The sequence below is a fragment of the Kosakonia sp. R1.Fl genome (assembly GCF_023516815.1).
Lineage (GTDB): Bacteria > Pseudomonadota > Gammaproteobacteria > Enterobacterales > Enterobacteriaceae > Kosakonia.
Genome location: NZ_JAMGSQ010000001.1, coordinates 4,495,307 through 4,516,429, shown reverse-complemented (window position 1 = coordinate 4,516,429; position 21,123 = coordinate 4,495,307). Strand labels below are relative to the sequence as shown.

At 54.6% G+C, this 21,123-nt stretch carries 16 protein-coding genes; 12 read left to right on the top strand and 4 right to left on the bottom strand.

The window, feature by feature from the left end:
- Positions 1 to 83 precede the first annotated feature (83 nt).
- The 5 genes from M8Q36_RS21355 to M8Q36_RS21335 are packed head-to-tail and all read left to right on the top strand — an operon-like array spanning position 84 to position 5,773.
- Positions 84 to 1,583, top strand: coding sequence for a sugar ABC transporter ATP-binding protein (locus M8Q36_RS21355; protein ID WP_249882291.1), 1,500 nt, complete (start codon positions 84 to 86; stop codon positions 1,581 to 1,583).
- Positions 1,576 to 2,565, top strand: coding sequence for an ABC transporter permease (locus tag M8Q36_RS21350; protein WP_249882290.1), 990 nt, complete (start codon positions 1,576 to 1,578; stop codon positions 2,563 to 2,565). The genes M8Q36_RS21355 and M8Q36_RS21350 overlap by 8 nt, the downstream gene beginning before the upstream one ends.
- Before the next feature lies 1 nt (position 2,566).
- Positions 2,567 to 3,520, top strand: a complete 954-nt coding sequence (locus M8Q36_RS21345) for an ABC transporter permease (RefSeq protein ID WP_249882289.1) — start codon at positions 2,567 to 2,569, stop codon at positions 3,518 to 3,520.
- 16 nt (positions 3,521 to 3,536) lie between these two features.
- On the top strand, positions 3,537 to 5,174 hold the full coding sequence (locus M8Q36_RS21340) for an FGGY-family carbohydrate kinase (protein WP_017456277.1): 1,638 nt from the start codon (positions 3,537 to 3,539) through the stop codon (positions 5,172 to 5,174).
- The gene (locus M8Q36_RS21335; RefSeq protein ID WP_249882288.1) at positions 5,171 to 5,773 is read left to right on the top strand and encodes a KpsF/GutQ family sugar-phosphate isomerase; all 603 of its coding nucleotides are present in this window, start codon (positions 5,171 to 5,173) and stop codon (positions 5,771 to 5,773) included. Before M8Q36_RS21340 ends, M8Q36_RS21335 begins: the two co-directional genes overlap by 4 nt.
- 80 nt (positions 5,774 to 5,853) lie before the next feature.
- Here M8Q36_RS21335 and M8Q36_RS21330 read toward each other — a convergent pair whose 3' ends face one another.
- The 3 genes from M8Q36_RS21330 to putA all read right to left on the bottom strand — a co-directional run bounded on the left by M8Q36_RS21330 (position 5,854) and on the right by putA (position 10,914).
- Positions 5,854 to 6,255 carry a putative T6SS immunity periplasmic lipoprotein gene (locus M8Q36_RS21330; RefSeq protein WP_249882287.1) on the bottom strand — a complete coding sequence of 134 codons (402 nt, stop codon included), beginning with the start codon at positions 6,253 to 6,255 and terminating at the stop codon, positions 5,854 to 5,856.
- Entirely contained in the window at positions 6,246 to 6,626 is a 381-nt protein-coding gene (locus M8Q36_RS21325; protein WP_249882286.1) for a hypothetical protein, read from the bottom strand. The genes M8Q36_RS21330 and M8Q36_RS21325 overlap by 10 nt, the downstream gene beginning before the upstream one ends.
- Before the next feature lie 331 nt (positions 6,627 to 6,957).
- On the bottom strand, positions 6,958 to 10,914 hold the full coding sequence (putA, locus tag M8Q36_RS21320) for a trifunctional transcriptional regulator/proline dehydrogenase/L-glutamate gamma-semialdehyde dehydrogenase (protein ID WP_249882285.1): 3,957 nt from the start codon (positions 10,912 to 10,914) through the stop codon (positions 6,958 to 6,960).
- Between the two features lie 418 nt (positions 10,915 to 11,332).
- Here putA and putP point away from each other — a divergent pair, with 418 nt between their 5' ends.
- Together putP and M8Q36_RS21310 are read left to right on the top strand one after the other, a co-directional pair.
- Entirely contained in the window at positions 11,333 to 12,841 is a 1,509-nt protein-coding gene (putP, locus tag M8Q36_RS21315) for a sodium/proline symporter PutP (RefSeq protein WP_249882284.1), read from the top strand.
- Between the two features lie 99 nt (positions 12,842 to 12,940).
- Positions 12,941 to 13,372 carry a DUF3574 domain-containing protein gene (locus M8Q36_RS21310; protein WP_249882283.1) on the top strand — a complete coding sequence of 144 codons (432 nt, stop codon included), beginning with the start codon at positions 12,941 to 12,943 and terminating at the stop codon, positions 13,370 to 13,372.
- 35 nt (positions 13,373 to 13,407) lie between these two features.
- On the opposite strand, the gene M8Q36_RS21305 is transcribed toward M8Q36_RS21310, so the two are convergent.
- Complete coding sequence (locus M8Q36_RS21305) at positions 13,408 to 14,592, bottom strand: NupC/NupG family nucleoside CNT transporter (protein WP_249882282.1); 1,185 nt, start codon at positions 14,590 to 14,592, stop codon at positions 13,408 to 13,410.
- 281 nt (positions 14,593 to 14,873) lie between these two features.
- Here M8Q36_RS21305 and efeU point away from each other — a divergent pair, with 281 nt between their 5' ends.
- From efeU to M8Q36_RS21280, 5 genes are all read left to right on the top strand, one after another.
- Positions 14,874 to 15,707: an iron uptake transporter permease EfeU gene (gene efeU, locus M8Q36_RS21300; RefSeq protein ID WP_020457322.1), complete on the top strand. Its 834-nt coding sequence runs from the start codon at positions 14,874 to 14,876 to the stop codon at positions 15,705 to 15,707.
- Positions 15,708 to 15,746: 39 nt separating this feature from the next.
- Entirely contained in the window at positions 15,747 to 16,874 is a 1,128-nt protein-coding gene (efeO, locus tag M8Q36_RS21295) for an iron uptake system protein EfeO (protein ID WP_065368823.1), read from the top strand.
- 4 nt (positions 16,875 to 16,878) lie between these two features.
- Positions 16,879 to 18,162 carry an iron uptake transporter deferrochelatase/peroxidase subunit gene (efeB, locus tag M8Q36_RS21290; protein WP_249882281.1) on the top strand — a complete coding sequence of 428 codons (1,284 nt, stop codon included), beginning with the start codon at positions 16,879 to 16,881 and terminating at the stop codon, positions 18,160 to 18,162.
- Positions 18,163 to 18,700: 538 nt separating this feature from the next.
- Positions 18,701 to 19,489: a phosphate starvation-inducible protein PhoH gene (phoH, locus tag M8Q36_RS21285; protein WP_017456289.1), complete on the top strand. Its 789-nt coding sequence runs from the start codon at positions 18,701 to 18,703 to the stop codon at positions 19,487 to 19,489.
- Between the two features lie 902 nt (positions 19,490 to 20,391).
- Positions 20,392 to 20,955 carry a chorismate mutase gene (locus M8Q36_RS21280; protein ID WP_249882280.1) on the top strand — a complete coding sequence of 188 codons (564 nt, stop codon included), beginning with the start codon at positions 20,392 to 20,394 and terminating at the stop codon, positions 20,953 to 20,955.
- The last annotated feature ends 168 nt before the right edge of the window (positions 20,956 to 21,123 follow it).

Sequence of the window (21,123 nt, the reverse complement as noted above, 5' to 3'; positions counted from 1 at the left end):
CGGAATGCCGGCCGTCAGGCCGGCCTCTTCCGCCGCAGATTTTAACCTCGCGCCCATCCCGGGCGCTGGCAGAGGTATTGTCGATGACCGACACCACCGCATTTATCACTCTTGAGAATATCAGCAAGCGATTCCCGGGCGTGCTGGCGCTGGATAATGTGAATTTAACGCTGGAGAAAGGCGAAGTTCACTGTCTGGCGGGGCAAAACGGCTGCGGAAAGAGCACCATCATCAAAGTCATCTCCGGTGTTTATCACCCGGAAAAGGGTGCTAACATCGCGCTCGACGGCAAGCTTTTTCACCAGCTCACGCCGCAACTTTCAGCGCACTACGGGATTCAGGTTATCTATCAGGATCTGTCGCTGTTTCCTAATTTTAGCGTGGCGGAAAATATCGCCATTCACCGCTACCTTCCCGGTGGCGATATCTGGGTGCGTCGTCGCGCGATGCGAACACAAGCGCTGGCGGCGATGACGCGCATTGGTGTGCGCCTCGATCCGGATAAAAAAGTAGAAAAACTCTCTATTGCCGACCGCCAGTTGGTGGCGATTTGCCGCGCGATTGCCGCCGATGCCCGGCTGGTAATTATGGATGAACCCACCGCGTCGCTCACCCGCCAGGAAGTGAATGGCTTGCTGCGCGTGGTCAATGAACTGAAAGCCGCCGGTATTTGCGTGGTGTTTGTCAGCCACCGTCTGGATGAAGTGATGGAAGTGGCCGATCGTATCAGCGTGATGCGCGACGGGAAATTGATTGGTACCTGGCCGGCAAGCGAACTGGATAGCCACGAGCTGGCGTATCTGATGACCGGCCAGCGTTTTCACTACAGCCCGCTGCCGGAAAAACCACCGGTGGATCAATTGCCCATGCTGGAACTGCGCCACCTTAGCCGCAAAGGCAAATATCGCGATATCAATCTGGCGCTGCGCAGCGGCGAAATCGTCTCGATTGTCGGGCTTTTAGGCGCCGGGCGTACCGAACTCTGTATGAGCTTGTTTGGTATGACCAAACCGGAAGATGGCGAGATCCGTATTAATGGCACGCCGGTGAAACTGCGTAACAACCATGACGCGATTCGTCACGGCATTGGTTATGTGTCAGAAGACCGGCTGACGCAGGGGCTGATCATGGAACAGTCGATTTATGACAACACCATCGTCACGGTGTTCGACAAGCTGCACACGCGCAGCGGGTTGCTTGATCACGCGAAAGCCGGGCAACTGGTGGCCGATTTGATTCGCGAGCTGAATATCAAAGTCTCCGATGCACAGTTGCCGGTGAAAACGCTCTCCGGCGGCAACGCGCAGCGTATCGCCATCGCTAAATGGGTGGCCACGCAGCCGCGCATTCTGATCCTGGATTCGCCCACAGTTGGCGTGGACATCGCCAACAAAGAGGGCATTTACCAGATTGCCCGCCAGCTGGCGGAGCAGGGGATGGCGGTGCTGATGATTTGTGACGAAATCCCGGAGGCTTACTACAACAGCCATCGCGTGCTGGTGATGCGTCAGGGAGAACTGGTGGCCGAATTTAATCCGCACCATTGCACAGAGCAGGAAATTGCCGGGGTGGTCAATGCGTAACACATCCTTTTCCCGCCTTGTCGGGCAACATGAATTCTGGCTGGGGCTGTTGGTGATCGCGCTGGCGATATTTCTCAGCGTACGTACCGATGAGTTTCTCTCCCTCGGCAACCTGACAGATGTCGCCACCAGCTACGCCATCCTCGGGATTCTGGCCTGCGGACTGTTTGTGGTGCTGATTTCCGGCGGCATCGACATTTCGTTTCCGGCGATGACCGCCATTGCCCAATATGCGATGGCCAGTTGGGTTATTGCCCACGGTGGCAATTTCGCGCTGGCGTTGGGGCTTTCGATGGTGGTCGGCCTGCTGCTCGGGTTAGTCAACGGCTTCCTGGTCTACTGGCTGCGCGTGCCTGCCATCATCATTACCATCGCCACGCTGAATGTTTACTACGGCCTGCTGGTGTATGCCACCAAAGGGACGTGGCTGTACGGTTTCCCGGACTGGTTTATGAACGGCATCAACTGGTTCTCGTTCACCGCCGCCGATGGATATGACTATGGACTGACGCTGCCGCTGCTGTGTCTGGGCGCGACCATCATTCTGACTGCCGTGTTAATGAACTACACCCGGCTGGGCCGCCAGATTTATGCCATGGGCGGCAACCGTGATGCCGCGTCACGCCTTGGGTTGAATCTGCTGAAGCTGCACTTCTACGTCTACGGATTTATGGGCATTCTCGCAGGCGTCGCGGCTGTAGTGCAGGCGCAAATTACCCAGTCTGTCGCGCCTAACTCGCTGCTGGGGTTTGAGCTGACGGTACTGGCGGCGGTGGTGCTTGGCGGTACCAGCATGTCCGGTGGGCGCGGTACGCTGACCGGTACGCTACTGGGCGTTGTGCTGCTGGCCTTCTTGCAAAACGGCTTAACGCTGCTGGGCGTCTCTTCTTACTGGCACACGGTGTTTAGCGGCGCGATTATTCTGGTGAGTATTAGCGCCACCGCGTGGAACGAAAAACGCAAACTTGCGAGGGAGTTATAAGATGAAATCCATCGTCCGAATTCTGCCCGGTGATGCCATCATTCGCTTGCAATGCGTGATTATCATCGTCGTGGCGCTGGTTTTCTCTGCGCTGCTCGGTAGCCGTTTTTTCAGCGTCGCTAACTTCCAGTCGATTGGTTCGCAGTTGCCGATTCTGGGCATGCTGGCGCTGGGCATGGGCATCACCATGCTGACTGGCGGCATTAACCTGTCGATCATTGCCGGTGCGAACGCCTGTTCGCTGGTGATGGCGGCGGTGATTGTCAGCCACCCAGATAACCCGCTGTTCCTGGCGCTGGCGTTGCTCGCCGGTCTGCTGGTGGCGGTGGCAATCGGGGCGCTGAACGGTGCGCTGGTGGCGTGGATTGGCGTTTCGCCAATTCTGGCAACACTCGGCACTATGACGCTGATCTCCGGGCTGAATATTCTGTTCTCAAATGGCACGGTCATTTCCGGTTTTCCGCCGGCTATACAGTTCCTTGGCAACGCCACACTGCTTGGCATCCCGGTCGCGCTGTTGCTGTTTATTCTCGTTGCGCTGCTGCTGTGGGTGTTACTCGAACACACGACGCTTGGGCGCAGTCTCTATCTGGTTGGCTCAAACGAGCAGGCCACGCGCTACAGCGGTGTGAATACCGTTCGCGTACAGATTTCGGTCTACATCATCTCCGCACTATTGGGCTGGGCGTCCGCTATTTTGATGATGGCGAAGTTCAATTCGGCGAAAGCGGGCTACGGTGAGTCTTATCTTCTGGTGACCATTCTGGCGTCGGTGCTGGGCGGCATTAACCCGGACGGCGGTTTTGGCCGCGTACTGGGGCTGGTGCTGGCGCTGGTAGTGCTGCAGATGCTGGAGAGTGGCTTTAATTTGTTGGGTATCAGCAGTTATCTGACGATGGCGCTCTGGGGCGCGGTGCTGATCCTCTTTATCGCATTACAAAATCGAAAAGCCTGAGAGCGGGAGAAAAAGAATGGCGAGCTACTTTATTGGTGTGGATGTTGGCACCGGCAGCGCACGTGCAGGCGTCTTTGATTTGACCGGCAGAATGGTCAGCCAGGCGAGCAGGGCGATTGAAATTTACCGCCCGCAGGCCGACTTTGTGGAGCAATCTTCCGACAATATCTGGCAGGCGGTATGCAACGCGGTACGCGATGCGGTCAATCAGGCGGACATTAACCCGATTCAGGTTAAAGGCCTTGGTTTTGACGCGACCTGTTCGCTGGTGGTGCTCGACAAAGAGGGCAACCCGCTGACCATCAGCCCTTCCGGGCGCAGTGAGCAGAACATTATTGTGTGGATGGATCACCGTGCCATCTCGCAGGCGAACCGTATCAACGCCACGCACCACCGGGTGCTGGATTACGTGGGCGGGATCATCTCGCCGGAGATGCAAACGCCGAAACTGCTGTGGCTAAAACAGCACATGCCGAACACCTGGGCCAATGCCGGGTATTACTTTGACCTGCCGGATTTTCTCACCTGGCGGGCGACAGGCGATGACACCCGTTCACTTTGCTCCACGGTGTGCAAGTGGACATATATGGGTCATGAGGATAAGTGGGACACCAGTTATTTCCGCCAGATTGGTCTTGAGGATTTGCTGGAGCATGACGCGGAGAAAATTGGCCGCTACGTGAAAACCATGGGTGAGCCGCTGGGGCGCGGACTGACGCAGCGTGCGGCAACCGAAATGGGGTTGATGCCCGGCACGGCGGTTAGTGTGTCGATTATCGATGCCCACGCAGGCACGCTGGGAACGCTCGGCGCCAGTGGGCCTTCGGGGGAAATGGCGGATTTCGATCGGCGTATCGCGCTGATTGGCGGCACTTCTACCGGCCATATGGCGATTTCACCGCAGGCGCGCTTTATCGGCGGCGTGTGGGGGCCTTACTTCTCGGCGGTGCTGCCGGGCTACTGGCTGAACGAGGGCGGGCAGTCGGCGACCGGGGCGCTCATCGACCATATGATTCAGTCGCATCCGTGCTACGAAACGCTGCTCGCTCAGGCGAAAGCGCAGGGGCAAACCATCTATGAAGTGCTGAATGCGCTGCTGCGCAAGATGGCGGGCGAGCCGGAAAATATCGCGTTTTTAACGCGTGATATTCACATTCTGCCGTACTTCCACGGTAACCGCTCGCCGCGTGCGAACCCGACATTAACCGGGGTGATCAGCGGGTTGAAACTGTCGCGTACACCAGAGGATATGGCGTTGCATTATCTGGCGACCATTCAGGCGATTGCCCTCGGTACGCGGCATATTATTGAAACCATGAATCAGAGCGGTTACAGCATCGACACGGTAATGGCGAGCGGCGGTGGCACCAAGAACCCGATCTTTGTTCAGGAGCATGCAAATGCCACCGGTTGCGCGATGTTGCTGCCGGAAGAGAGCGAAGCGATGCTGCTCGGCGGGGCAATGATGGGCACCGTGGCGGCGGGCGTGTTTGACACTTTCCCCGAAGCGATGTCGGCGATGAGCCGCATTGGCAAGACGGTGACGCCGCAGACTAACCGCATCAAGCAGTATTACGATCGCAAATATACCGTCTTCCATGAGATGTACCAGGATCACATGAAATACCGCCAACTGATGCAGGAGGAGGCATGAGCGACAGCTGGCGCCAGGCCTGCGGCGCCTGGCAAATCTATAGCGAAGAGATGGCGGCGTTAAGCCACCATCTTAACGATGCGTTGTGGAATGCGTTAATGGCGGAACTGCGCGGCTGTCGTGGCAAAATCGCGGTCACCGGTGTTGGAACATCCGGCATTGCGGCACGCAAGATTGCCCATATGCTGGCGTGCGTCGAACGCCCGGCTATCTATCTGAATGCCACGGATGCCGCGCACGGTGATTTGGGGTTTCTCGACACCAATGATCTGGTGATTATGCTGTCGCGTGGCGGGAATTCCGATGAGTTAACGCGACTGTTGCCAGGGCTTGCGCAAAAGGGCGTGCCGCTGATTAGCGTGACGGAAAACCCGGATTCCGCTATCGCCCAGGCCGCGCGGCTGGTGATTTCCACCGGCGTGCAGCGCGAAATTGATCCGCTTAATATGCTGGCGACCACTTCCATCGTGCTGACGCTGGCGATTTTCGATGCCGCCTGCGCCTGCCTGATGAGCGAAAGCGGTTATTCCAGGGAGACGTTACTGTCGGTACATCCCGGCGGGGATGTTGGATTGACGCTCAGAAAAAAAGCGCCGTAAGGCGCTTTTTTGTTACATGCTCAGTAAAATAAAGAACGCGGACCTTATATTATTTATGTTGATTTAGTCACATAAATAAATTACTTCGCTGTCAGATTATTCAGTGTGAAATTCTTTAGCCAGATGCGTTTTGAATCCACATTCTTGGCGGAGTATGCCGTTATGATCGTGATGTTATATTCTTTGTCTTGCTCAAAATGGTAATTGACTGGAAGACATTGGCCGGGGTTAACGATATAGGTCGGATTATCAAAATGATCCGCTTGCCAAATTTCCTGCATTTGCCTGTTAGTATCGCGTGTCGAAAGCGTCAGTCGAAGCAATTTTGCCTGACCCTGCTCAATAGTAGGGTCGCCTTTTACTGAGACACAAATTTTATTATCTTTTTTCGTGACATCAGCAATGCGAAATGGCGTGTTTTCACCCACGCAGCCGGTAAAAAGTGGTGTTAAGATAATCGGTATATACCATTTCATTTCCATAAACTTCTTTTATCCGTAGGCGAAGCCAGAAAATACTGTAGCGTATCTTGGTACTTCGCGAGCAAGTCCGGTCCATGAATCCCTTGAAAATCAGTAACGCCTTTCCAGACATTATAACCCGCGGTAATCAGGGGAAAGTAATCAGCAATAATGTTAGCTTGTTGCTCCATGGGATAGTCAGCCAGTGTTTTTTCTTTAGGCAGGGAGTATGTATACCTTACGTACTTACTAATCAGCCCTCTAATTCTGACACTCATTCCCATCTGATGTTGCCATGTGGGCAAATTCATGTATGAACCAGTTTTTATCTGACGAGCTTTCCGCTGAAAAATCTTCTTTAAAAATGGGCTCTGGCCAGTACATGTTTCCATTCGGCGTGACCGCAGTATCCTGGTCTTGAAGATTAAAAGGGAAATAGCTGCCCTTATAAATTCTTACTGATCCATAATTGATCGTATCTTTGAAAAGAATACGGGCCATTCTGATTTCGCCAGCTGTGAGTGGCCTGAATGTGTCTTTCCCGGTTACCACCTTGATCTCCTTTTTATCTATAAATTTGGCTTCAGATTTTTCTACTCCCGGTTAAATGAACTGTCAATGAACGCGTTCTGATTGTGCTGACTCATATCAGTCGTTCTATTTCCTCGCTTATAAAAATAAAGCCCCGCAATGCGAGGCTTTGGATTATCCAGTTACTCTGCTTCAGCCAATCGTCATCAGGCTGGCGTTGCCACCGGCAGCGGCGGTGTTGACGCTCAACGAACGTTCCACCCACAGGCGTTCAAGCAGGATGTTGGTTTCACCGCGTGCAAAGCCCTGAACCGACACAATCGCGCCATGGCGTGCGGCGACGTTTTCGCACAGCGCCACCAGTTGGTCGGAATCACCATGGAAAATCACCGCATCAAACGTCTGCGCCATTAACGCATCGGCTTTGGCAAACTGGATACGTTTGCTGACGCTTTCCGGCAACTGTTTCGCCATATCGCGGTGCAGCGTATCGTCCGGCCACAGCAGTTGACTGCCGCAGGCGATGACCGCCGCCAGTTGCACCAGCGCGTCCTGCTCGTTATCCGCCACGCAGAGCACCCGCTCGCGCGGTACCAGCGTCCAGCTGTTGCGTTCACCCGTCGGGCCTTGCAGCAGGCGTTGTGTTCCGGTTTGCGCCAGCTCGCCATAATGCGCGCAGAGCTGTTGCAGCGCCGGACGATCTTTTGCCCATGCGCGTAATGCTTCCAGCGGCTGCAAGAGCGATGCTTTCAGCTGCGCATCCAGCGGATGCTGCGCGTCGTGACGGGCCAGTGTTTTCTGCACCGCGTTTTCCGGTCGGCTGCCTAACAGGCGGTAAAGATAGAGCGGCCCGCCAGCTTTCGGCCCGGTGCCGGACAATCCTTCACCGCCAAATGGCTGCACACCTACCACGGCGCCCACCATATTGCGGTTTACATACAGGTTACCGACATGGGCATTGCCGGTGACCTGGGCGATGGTTTCATCGATACGGGTATGAACGCCGAGCGTCAGGCCATAGCCGGAGGCGTTAATCTGCGCGATTAACTGTTCCAACTGGTTACGGTGATAACGGACAACGTGCAGCACCGGACCGAAGACCTCTTTTTTCAGCTCGTCAAAGCTCTCCAGTTCAATCAGCGTTGGCGCGACAAAGGTGCCGGTGCGCCATTCGCGCGCATCTTCGCTGTTTTCACGCACCGCCTGGTACACCTTGCGCCCTTTGGCCTGCATGGCCTGAATATGTTTCTCGATATTCGCTTTCGCTTCGGCGTCGATCACCGGGCCGATATCGGTGGTCAGTCGGCCTGGGTTACCCATGCGACACTCCGCCATCGCGCCGCGCAGCATGGTCAGCGTGTGATCGGCAATATCATCCTGTAAGCAGAGCACGCGGAGGGCTGAACAGCGCTGGCCTGCGCTATCGAACGCGGAGGCCAGTACATCGATAACCACCTGTTCGGTAAGCGCGGAGGAGTCGACAATCATCGCGTTCATCCCGCCGGTTTCAGCGATAAGCGGTGTCGGGCGACCCTGGGCATCAAGACGCGTGGCGATACTGCGTTGCAGCAGCGTCGCCACGTCGGTGGAGCCGGTAAACATCACGCCACGCACGCGCGGATCGGCGGTCAGCTGCGCGCCGACGGTTTCGCCACGCCCTGGCAGTAACTGTAAAACACCCGCCGGGACACCGGCTTCCAGCAGAATGGCCACGCCCTGAGCGGCAATCAGCGGAGTCTGCTCGGCAGGTTTTGCCAGCACGCTGTTGCCTGCCGCTAACGCTGCGGCAATCTGGCCGGTGAAAATCGCCAGCGGGAAGTTCCACGGGCTGATACACACTACCGGCCCCAGTGGACGGTGCGTTTCATTATCGAAATCCGCACTCACCTGGCCTGCGTAGTAGCGCAGGAAATCGACCGCTTCGCGCACTTCGGCAATGGCGTTGCTGAAGGTTTTACCCGCTTCACGCACCAGAATGCCAATCAGCGACTGCATTTGGTCTTCCATCAGCACCGCGGCGCGCTGAAGAATGGCGGCGCGCTCCTGCGGCGGTGTGGCAAACCAGATTGGTGCGTGATTAACGGCGTTTTCCAGCGCCTGATTAACCTGCGCTTCGCTGGCTTCCACCACATAACCAACGGTGTCTTTCGGTTCGGCAGGGTTAATGACCGCGACGGGTTCGCCGTCCATGACCACCTGTTCCAGCGTCGGGCGGGCGTACCATTTCTGCGCCGCGCTGGCGAGCAGCGAGGAGGAGAGCGAGGCCAGACGGTGTTCGTTCGCCAGATCCAGGCCCGCGGCGTTGATTCGTCCTTCGCCATACAGTGCGCGGGGCAGGGCGATTTTCGGGTGCGGTAAACCGACCTGGCCTTCCTGGGCGGCGATCTTTTCCACTTCGCTTACCGGATCGGCAACCAGCGCGTCCAGCGGCAGCGTGTTGTCGGCAATGCGGTTGACGAACGAGGTATTCGCGCCATTTTCCAGCAGGCGGCGTACCAGATACGCCAGCAGTGTTTCGTGGGTGCCCACCGGCGCATAAATGCGGCAAGGGCGGTTCAGTTTGCCATCGGCCACTTTCCCTACGACTTGCTCATACAACGGTTCGCCCATGCCGTGCAGGCACTGGAATTCGTACTGGCCCGGATAGTAGTTTTGCCCGGCAAGCTGGTAAATAGCGGCCAGCGTGTGGGCGTTGTGGGTGGCGAACTGCGGATAAATAAGGTTCGGCACCGCGAGTAATTTTTTCGCGCAGGCGAGGTATGAAACGTCGGTGTATACCTTGCGGGTATAAACCGGGTAGCCTTCCAGCCCTTCCATTTGCGCGCGCTTGATTTCGCTGTCCCAGTAAGCGCCTTTTACCAGGCGGATCATCAGACGACGACGGCTACGTGTCGCCAGATCCACAAGATAATCAATCACAAACGGGCAGCGCTTCTGGTAGGCCTGAATAACAAAACCGATACCGTTCCAGCCTGCCAGTTCCGGCTCGAAACAGAGTTTTTCCAGCAGATCGAGGGAGATTTCCAGACGATCGGCCTCTTCGGCGTCAATATTAATGCCGATGTCATACTGGCGCGCCAGCAAGGTGAGGGATTTCAGGCGCGGATAGAGTTCATCCATCACGCGGTCGTATTGCGCACGGCTGTAGCGCGGGTGCAGGGCGGATAACTTAATGGAAATCCCTGGCCCTTCATAAATGCCGCGCCCGTTGGAGGCTTTGCCAATGGCGTGGATCGCCTGCTGGTACGACACCATATACGCCTGCGCATCGGCTGCGGTAAGCGCCGCTTCGCCGAGCATGTCGTAGGAGTAACGAAAACCTTTCTCTTCCAGTTTGCGCGCGTTAGCCAGCGCTTCGGCGATCGTTTCGCCGGTAACGAACTGTTCGCCCATCAGGCGCATCGCCATATCCACGCCTTTACGGATCAGCGGCTCACCGCTTTTACCAATAATACGATTCAACGAATGCGAGAGATTGGCTTCGTTATGCGTGGAGACCAGGCGGCCAGTGAACAGCAGCCCCCAGGTGGCGGCATTGACGAACAGCGACGGGCTGCGCCCAATGTGTGACTGCCAGTTACCGTTGCTGATTTTGTCGCGGATCAGCGCATCGCGGGTGGCTTTGTCGGGAATACGCAGTAACGCTTCGGCCAGACACATCAGCGCCACGCCTTCCTGCGAAGAGAGGGAAAACTCCTGTAACAGGCTTTGCACCATGCCAGCGCGGCCGGAGGCGGTTTTCTGGTTACGCAGTTTTTCCGCTAACTGATAAGCCAGCTTATGGGCATTTTCCGCCACCGGTTGCGGCAGGCGGGCTTGTTCCAGCAACATCGGCACTGCATCGGTTTCCGCCCAGCGCCATGCGCCGGTGATCGCGGCGCGAGAAACTGACTGTGGCAGGATCTGCTCGGCAAAATCGAGAAACGGCTGGTGGCTGTCATCAACCACAACGGCACTTTCGTCTTCCTGCGCGGTGGCGGATGCGGTCACCAGTTCCGGCAGGCCTTCGTTGTTTTCCAGTTTTTCCAGAAAATTGAAGATGGCTTGTTTAATCAGCCAGTGCGGTGTGCGGTCGATGGTCGCCGCGGCGGCTTTGATCCTTTCGCGTGTTGCGTCATCAAGCTTGACCCCCATGGTGGTGGTGCCCATGCTTTGCTCCTGTTTTTTACGTTGTTTTGCGGTTCAGGCTGAAATATCCATCATGTTGCAACTTTGTGCAACCTTGTTAAATGTGACCTGGCTGGCAAGGTAAGAAATGAATGAAATGTTAACGGTTGGTAATTGCTAAAGGCGCTGAATAATTCGCTGGCAAAGTAGGTTTTATGCGGCAGATAACACTTTTTAAAGGTGCAACCTTTGAAAGTGTGACAGAGTGCAACCTATAGGAAATTGTTATCAGAGCCGGGATGAATTTGATGTAAATGCTGTGTTAAATCAATTGTGAATAAGTGAGGCATCCGGCAGGATACGGGCGCTTCAAATAATCTAAACGCCCCAGCGCCTCGTTCCGGTGCTGGAAAAAAGCGGCAAGCAGTATTTGCCGACGAAGAATCCTGGAGACTTTTTAATGGCAATAAGCACACCGATGCTGGTGACTTTTCTCGTTTATATCTTTGGCATGATACTTATCGGTTTCGTCGCCTGGCGTTCGACGAAAAACTTTGATGACTATATTCTGGGCGGTCGCAGCCTTGGGCCGCTGGTCACTGCGCTGTCGGCGGGGGCATCGGATATGAGCGGCTGGCTGCTGATGGGGTTGCCGGGCGCGATTTTTATCTCAGGGATCTCTGAAAGCTGGATCGCCATTGGCCTGACGCTGGGTGCCTGGATTAACTGGAAACTGGTAGCCGGGCGTTTGCGTGTCCACACCGAAGTGAACAATAACGCGCTGACCTTGCCGGACTATTTCACCGGTCGTTTTGAAGATAACAGCCGCCTGCTGCGGATTATCTCGGCGGTGGTGATTCTGCTGTTTTTCACCATTTATTGTGCTTCCGGTATTGTTGCCGGCGCGCGTCTGTTTGAAAGCACCTTCGGTATGAGTTACGAAACCGCTCTGTGGGCTGGTGCCGCAGCGACGATCATTTACACCTTTATTGGCGGCTTCCTGGCGATCAGCTGGACCGATACGGTGCAGGCCAGCCTGATGATTTTCGCGCTGATCCTGACGCCGGTGATTGTCATTATTTCCGTCGGCGGTTTTGGTGATTCGCTGGAAGTGATCAAGCAAAAAAGCATTGAAAACGTCGATATGCTGAAAGGCCTGAATTTTGTCGCCATCGTCTCTCTGATGGGCTGGGGGCTGGGTTATTTCGGCCAGCCGCATATTCTGGCGCGTTTTATGGCGGCGGATTCCCATCACACCATTGTTCATGCGCGTCGCATCAGTATGACGTGGATGATTCTCTGTCTGGCGGGCGCGGTGGCGGTGGGCTTTTTCGGCATCGCTTATTTCAATAACAACCCGTCGGTAGCCGGGGCTGTTGATCAAAACGCCGAGCGCGTGTTTATCGAACTGGCGCAAATTCTGTTCAACCCGTGGATTGCAGGGGTGTTGTTGTCGGCGATCCTCGCCGCGGTGATGTCGACGCTGAGCTGCCAGTTGCTGGTGTGCTCCAGCGCGATCACCGAAGATTTCTACAAAGCGTTTTTGCGTAAAGGCGCGAGCCAGCGCGAGCTGGTATGGGTAGGGCGCGCGATGGTATTGCTGGTGGCGCTGGTGGCGATTGCGCTGGCGGCGAACCCGGAAAACCGCGTGCTTGGTCTGGTGAGCTATGCCTGGGCGGGCTTTGGGGCGGCGTTTGGTCCGGTGGTGCTGTTCTCGGTCATGTGGTCACGCATGACGCGTAACGGTGCGCTGGCCGGGATGATCATCGGTGCGGTGACGGTGATTGTCTGGAAACACTACGCCTGGCTGGATCTGTATGAAATCATTCCGGGCTTCGTTTTCGGCAGTATCGGCATTGTAGTGTTTAGCCTGCTGGGCAAAGCGCCGTCCGCGCAGATGCAGCAGCGCTTTGCCGAGGCAGATGCGCACTACCGCTCTGCGCCGCCATCGCGTTTACAGGCTGAATAAATTATCCCTTATGAAAAACCCGCTGCGGCGGGTTTTTTTATTGATAAATAATTGTAATTACGCTGTTATCTCACAACAAATAACAATGAGGATAGCGATATGAAGGTAACGACAGGGTTCACTGCACTGGTGATGGCAGGTTTACTGGCGGGTTGCGTTTCGCCGGCGGCAAAACAACCGGGGGCGGCCGCGCAAACCTGCAAAGCTGAAAATCAGATGCAGCAAACCACGCTCTATTACGGCTTAACCCGCCAGGGCGGCAAAGCGATTACCGCGCAGGAGTGGCAGCAGTATGTGGATAACGATGTCACGCCGCGTTTTCGCGATGGCTTGACCACATTTGATGCGCAGGGACAGTGGCTGGGTAGCAACGGGAAGGTGTCGAAGGAGCCAAGCAAGGCGCTGATGCTGATCCACAGCGTGGATGCGCAAAGTGATACGAAAATTGATGCGCTGCGTGATATCTACAAATCGCGCTTTGCCCAGGAATCGGTGATGCGTGTCGATCAGCCGGTCTGTGTGCAATTCTGATGTTATGGCCCACTTGCGCGAAGTGGGCCAGTAAATTACAACACCACGCCTGCGAAAGCCGCCGAAAGCAAACTCACCAGCGTTGCGCCGTACACTAAGCGCAGACCAAAGCGGGAAACTGCATTCCCCTGTTGCTCGTTTAACCCTTTAATTGCCCCCGCCACAATGCCGATCGAGGCAAAGTTGGCGAACGATACCAGGAACACGGAAAGAATACCCAGCCCGCGCGGCGTCATCTGCGCGGCGATTTTTTGCAGCTCAATCATCGCCACAAATTCGTTCGCCACCAGCTTGGTCGCCATAATGCTGCCCGCGTGCAGCGCATCGCTCAGCGGGATGCCAATCAGCCATGCCAGCGGGTAAAACACATAGCCGAGGATTTGCTGGAAGCTGATACCGAACAAGGCGGAGAAGAGGGCATTAATGGCACTAATCAGCGCAATAAAGCCAATCAGCATCGCCAGAATAATCATCGCTACTTTGAAACCCGCGAGGATGTACTCACCGAGCATCTCAAAGAAGCTTTGCGATTCGTGGAGCTTTTCCAGCTTGACCTCGGCTTCCGCTTCCGGGCGCGTCGGGTTAATCACCGACAGCACAATAAAGGTGCTGAACATATTGAGGATCAGCGCGGCAACCACGTATTTTGCATCCAGCATGGTCATATACGCGCCGACAATCGACAGCGACACCGTCGACATCGCCGTTGCTGCCATGGTGAACATGCGGCGCGAGGAGAGATCGGCGAGGATGCCTTTATAAGCGATGAAGTTTTCCGACTGGCCGAGGATCAGCGAGCTGACGGCGTTAAACGACTCCAGTTTGCCCATGCCGTTCAGTTTTGACAGTAACGTGCCTATCAAACGAATAAAGATGGGCAGAATGCGCCAGTGCTGCAAAATGCCGATCAGCGCGGAAATAAAGACGATAGGGCACAGCACGCCGAGGAAGATAAAGGCCAGCCCTTTTTCGCTCATCCCGCCGAAGACAAAGCTGGTGCCTTCGCCCGCGAATTTCAGCAGCGCTTCAAAGAAGCCGGAAACGTATTTAATCAGCGTTAACCCGCTTTGCGCGTGCAGGAAAAACCACGCCAGCGCCAGTTCGATGACAATTAATTGTACGATGAAGCGAAAACGAATGTGCCGGCGGTCAAAACTCACCAGCCAGGCCAGCGCGAGGATCACCACCAGCGCCAGCAAAAAATGGAAAAAGTTAGTCATGTCTTTAATTTTGCAGGTAAACGAAACGGGGCATTTATTTAGCCACAGCGCTGAAGTGGGGTAAATATAAAGTTAAAGATTTGTAAGCTATGTTTTTGCTTTATTTCAACTGCTTCCGCATAACGCATAAACCGCCTGGTTAGCCTGCTACGCGGTTACATCCAGTTATCATTCTCAACATTTTTCGCTTGAGTTTCCTTGCGGCGTAATGATAATCACTATCAATGCAATTTACTTTTCTTTGCAACCATTGACCGCGCATGACATTAGGGGTTTCCTCCATGTTTGTTCCATTTTTGATTATGTTACGTGAAGGCCTCGAAGCGGCGCTGATCGTCAGCCTGATTGCCAGTTACCTGAAACGTACCCAGCGTGGGCGCTGGATAAGCGTGATGTGGATTGGTGTTTTTCTTGCCGCCGCGCTCTGTCTTGGACTCGGTATTGCGATCAATGAAACCACCGGCGAGTTCCCGCAAAAAGAGCAGGAATTGTTTGAAGGCATTGTCGCGGCGATAGCCGTAGTGATCCTCACCTGGATGGTGTTCTGGATGCGCAAAGTGTCGCGCAACGTCAAAGTGCAACTGGAGCAGGCGGTCGACAGCGCGCTGGCGCGCAGTCATAACCACGGTTGGGCGCTGATCCTGATGGTCTTTTTCGCCGTGGCGCGCGAAGGACTGGAATCGGTGTTCTTTCTGCTGGCGGCATTCCAGCAGGATGTCGGCGTCTGGCCGCCGCTGGGCGCAGTGCTGGGTCTGGCCACGGCGGTAGTGCTCGGTTTCTTGCTTTACTGGGGCGGCGTGCGTCTGAACCTTGGCGCGTTTTTCAAATGGACCAGCCTGTTTATTCTCTTTGTCGCGGCCGGGCTTGCCGCCGGGGCGATCCGCGCGTTTCACGAGGCGGGATTATGGAACCACTTCCAGGACGTGGCTTTCGATTTCAGTAACGTACTCACCACGCATTCCCTCACCGGTACGCTGCTGGAAGGGATTTTTGGTTATCAGGAAACGCCAAGCGTCAGCGAAGTGGTGGTCTACTTTATCTATCTGATCCCGGCGCTGGTGATGTTTGTTTTACCGCCTCGCGCGGGGACGCAGCCTTCACGGGCGGCACCGTAATCGCTTTATAGTTACAACATACTAATTAAGGGAAAGGGCATGGCAATTCATTTTCGTCGTAGTGCATTACAGGCCGGGATGGCGGCATTAATCTCCAGTGCTTTCGCGGTGCAGGCTGCGGATATCCCGCAGGTGAAAGTCACGGTTACGGACAAGCAGTGTGAGCCGATGAACCTGACGGTGAACGCGGGTAAAACGCAGTTTATTATTCTCAACCACAGCCAGAAAGCGCTCGAGTGGGAGATCCTCAAAGGCGTGATGGTGGTTGAAGAGCGTGAAAATATCGCGCCAGGTTTTAGCCAGAAGCTGACGGCCAACCTGCAGCCGGGCGAGTATGAGATGACTTGCGGTTTGTTAACCAACCCGAAAGGTAAGCTGGTGGTGAAAGGCGCGGCAACAGCCGATGCGGCAAAAGGTGACGCGCTGCTGAGCCTGAGCGGAGCCATTACCGCGTATAAAGCGTATGTGGTTGCCGAAACGGCGCAGTTGGTTTCCGGCACTAAAGCGTTCACGGATGCGGTAAAAGCGGGCGATATCGAAAAAGCGAAAGCGCTGTACGCGCCGACGCGCCAGCACTATGAGCGTATTGAACCGATTGCTGAGCTTTTCTCCGATCTCGATGGCAGCATTGATGCCCGTGAAGATGATTACGAGCATAAAGCCGCCGATCCGAAATTCACCGGTTTCCACCGTCTGGAAAAAGCCCTGTTTGGTGACAACAGCACGAAGGACATGGGCAAATACGCTGATCAGCTCAACTCAGATGTGGTTGATTTGCAAACGCGCATTAATGAGCTGGCGTTCCCGCCATCCAAAGTGGTCGGTGGTGCAGCCGGTCTGATCGAAGAAGTGGCTGCGAGCAAAATCAGCGGTGAAGAAGATCGCTACAGCCACACCGATCTGTGGGACTTCCAGGCCAACGTCGATGGCGCACAGAAAATTGTTGATTTGCTGCGTCCGCAATTGCAGAAAGATAACGCTGAACTGCTGGCGAAAGTCGATGCCAACTTCAAGAAAGTGGATACCATCCTTGCGAAATACCGCACTAAAGAGGGGTATGAAACCTACGATAAGTTGACCGACGCCGACCGCAATGCGCTGAAAGGGCCGATCACCACACTGGCGGAAGATCTGGCGCAGCTGCGCGGCGTGCTGGGGTTGGATTAATACCATGAAGCAAGATGATAACAACGACGTCAGCGAACCTTCCCGGCGCCGTTTATTAAAAAGTATGGGCGCGCTGGGAGGCGCGCTTGCGCTGGCTGGCGGATGCCCGGTAGCGCATGCGGTAACACCGAAGAGCGCACCTGGGACACTTTCGCCTGATGCGCGGATGGAGACGCAGCCTTTCCTGGGCGCGCATCAGGCCGGTATTTTGACGCCACAGCAGGCGTCAATGATGCTGGTGGCATTTGACGTGCTGGCTGCTGACAAAGCTGACCTCGAACGATTGTTCCGCTTACTGACACAGCGCATAACGTTTTTGACCTCCGGCGGTCCGGCTCCGGAGACAACGAACCCGCGCTTACCGCCAATGGATTCCGGTATTCTCGGTGCGTATATCGCGCCGGATAACCTGACGATGACGGTTTCCGTGGGCGAATCGCTGTTCGATAACCGTTTTGGTTTGCGCGCGCAGATGCCGAAAAAGCTGCAAAAGATGACGCGTTTCCCTAACGATTCGCTTGATGCGGCGTTGTGTCACGGCGACTTGCTGATCCAGATTTGCGCCAACACACAGGACACAGTGATTCATGCATTGCGTGACATCATCAAGCACACGCCGGATTTACTCAGCGTGCGCTGGAAGCGGGAAGGGTTTATCTCCGACCATGCGGCGCGCAGCAAAGGCAAAGAGACGCCGGTTAACCTGCTGGGCTTTAAAGATGGCACCGCCAACCCGGACAGCAGCAATAATACGCTGATGAACGAGGTGGTGTGGGTGACGAAAGAGCAGGGCGAACCGGCGTGGGCGGTGGGCGGCAGTTACCAGGCGGTGCGCATTATCCAGTTCCACGTGGAGTTCTGGGATCGCACGCCGCTGAAAGAGCAGCAGACCATTTTCGGGCGTGATAAGCATTCCGGCGCGCCGCTGGGCATGAAAAATGAGCATGACGTCCCGGATTACGCCAGCGATCCAGACGGTGATGTCATTGCTCTCGACAGCCATATTCGCCTGGCGAACCCGCGGACGAAAGAGACGCAATCCAGCCTGATGATGCGGCGTGGTTACAGTTACTCGCTCGGCGTGACCAACTCCGGCCAGCTGGATATGGGGCTGTTGTTCGTCTGTTATCAGCACGATCTGGAAAAAGGCTTTCTGACGGTGCAGAAACGTCTGAACGGCGAGGCGCTGGAAGAGTACATTCGTCCGATTGGCGGCGGTTACTTCTTTGCGTTGCCCGGCGTACAAGCGGCAAACCGCTATCTGGCGCAATCTTTGCTCGAAGCGTGAAGATCCTATCCTGCCCGCTACCGGGCAGGATATTCTGTCATCTGTTGCATCCTGACATACTTTTTCTGCCATCCAGATATCATTTTTTCGTATGAGAAAGTATCTGTTATCTTTCTGTAATATTCATAACCGAGACTCTGTTCAACGACGCAGAGGTCATGCACGTTATGGTTTGGTAAAAATAATGTTGCAATGATGCTAAGCTTTGATGTAATTAGTGAGAGCGTTATCCCCTGCGGTGATGAAGTTTTTCTGGAGATCGCGGATGGTAAAGTCCAGTAGCGGACAGACAAAAAGACCACGCAAAACCCGGCACGGCGGTGCGACCTCCGGCAGCGACTTCTTCACCCCTGAATTTTCCTCCTTCTTTTTCATTCCTGATGTTGACGATGTGACAGGCGATGCTGTTCGTCGCGTTGGCACGTCATTTTCAAAGGCAAGTCATGGCTTACAAGGAAGCCAACCCTCAGACGTTTGTGCGCATAATCGCGTCGATAGCGACGTGTGTGATGTAAACCAACAACTCAAGGTGCTATCCATGGGAAGACAAAAAGCAGTGATCAAAGCTCGTCGTGAAGCGAAACGCGTGCTGAGACGTGATTCACGCAGCCATAAACAACGTGAAGAAGAGTCGGTCACCTCGCTTGTGCAGATGAGTGGCGTAGAAGCAATTGGCATGGCGCGGGACAGCCGTGATACTTCTCCAATTGCAGCGCGTAATGAAGCTCAGGCGCACTACCTGAATGCTATCGAGAGTAAACAACTGATCTTTGCAACCGGCGAAGCCGGCTGCGGGAAAACGTGGATCAGCGCGGCGAAAGCGGCGGAAGCCCTGATCCATAAGGATGTGGACAGGATTATTGTAACCCGACCGGTTCTGCAGGCCGACGAAGATCTCGGCTTCTTACCCGGTGATATTTCGGAGAAGTTCGCTCCCTATTTCCGGCCCGTCTACGACGTGCTGTTGAAACGCCTGGGGGCGTCCTTTATGCAATACTGCCTGCGACCAGAGATCGGTAAGGTGGAAATCGCGCCGTTCGCCTATATGCGCGGACGTACCTTTGAAAATGCGGTGGTCATTCTCGACGAGGCTCAGAATGTCACGGCTGCGCAAATGAAAATGTTTTTAACGCGCCTCGGGGAGAACGTGACCGTTATTGTCAACGGTGATATTACCCAGTGTGACCTGCCATCCGGTGTGAAATCGGGTTTGAGTGACGCGCTGGCACGTTTTGAGGAAGACGAGATGATTGGCGTTGTACGCTTTAATAAAGACGACTGCGTACGCTCCGCGCTCTGCCAGCGCACGCTGAAAGCGTACGACTGACGGCGTTGATAGTTAGCGTTAAAACCCGGGAAACCGGGTTTTATTTTTTGCGGGGTGCAAACAGGCCGTTCCCTGTCCCCGACTGTGGATCGTCATTCCCGGGCGACATACGAAAGAAGCCCGCTTTTTCAGGCTGGTTCTTCTTTGAAAGGCGAGGGTCGATAACGGAACAAGACCATGGCTTGTAAATAATAACGTGTAAATAACCGGACCTGTGTCGCGCCTGCTGACTGCGTAAGCTTGTTTTTCCAGCGAATGATTAAGCATTTGAAATGTGCAATATGTCATTCAAAAGAACCTGACCGCTGCTTTTACCTACGGTAATTATCTGTTTCAGCGCTTTTCTCGCCGCCAGGAGGTTCTGGCCAGTTAAGACCCGCTTCGCTTGCCGCAACACGCATGTCTTCTTTGAGGATTGATGACTGATGTTTTCTGGGGGGCGTTCTTTATAAAATAGATATCCCCGTTGCCGGAGCCCCGAAGAGAGGGGATATCTGGCACGTCATCACTCTTATCCCTGTGTTCACCCTGCCGGGTCTGTAGTGCTTTTTCCCCCTTACAAAAATCGCAGATCCGTCCAGGATTTGCTGTCTGTCGATGAATCCATATTGATATCAGCGCGTTACATTTCCTTACGCAAAGCCGCTTTGATGAAATAATAACGCAATTGAATTAATGAAAAGTGAACGATGCATGTTACCGCTTTGTCGTGGTACTGGCTTGCCGGTGATCCCGGAGGCACTTTTCAACCACGGTGGGTCACGCAATTGGGTATCTGAAGAGCGCGTGCGCGCTGGAACGTCATGCGCTGCTTATAACAAAGTTCTTACATCCAGAAACGAAATAGTAACTACTGGTTATATTTGCACAGGTAAATTAGGCTTGGCACCATTTTTAGAGGGATGATGATGAAAATTTTCGTATCGACACTCTGTATGTCCGGTAGCTTTTTTGCAGGAGCATCTGCGCCCATTTGTCTCAGTGCCCTTTCATCACTCTTAACCGAACGTATGGCGTTAATGAGAGAAGTTGCAGCCTACAAGGTGAAGTACCATTTGCCGGTGGAGGATGTCGCCCGGGAACAAAAAGTGCTGTCGCAGGCGCGCAGCACCGCGCGCGAGGCTGGTCTGGAGCCGCAGTCCGTGGAGCCGTTCATCAGTGCGCTGATGAATGCGGGAAAAGCGATACAGTATCGCTATCTGGCAGACTGGTTACCTCGACCAGAATCATTCGTCACCCTTCTGGATCTTGATGGGATCAGACGGCGTATTAATGAACTGGACAAGCATCTGCTACTGACCATAAGTCAGCGGCTTCGGGCAGGAACGCTCTCTTATACTGACCGGGCTGTGCTGGCGGAGAAAACAGTGTCCCCAAATCTTACTGACGCTGAGAAGGATAATTTGCTGGATTCCATGCGCTTTATTCAGCGTGCTCAGCAGGCACCCGATAAAGGGATAGTCTGACAGGCAACGTAACAGTCTTTGAAATAGGCACCGAACCCGCAGCTCTGTGCCGGTAAAAAACAATATCAACGATACTCACATTATTAATGAGGTTATGCTGCGAGCATTGATTAAATAATGTTATTGTATTCAGGTTTAATTTTATAAAGATAAACTCTGCTAATGAAA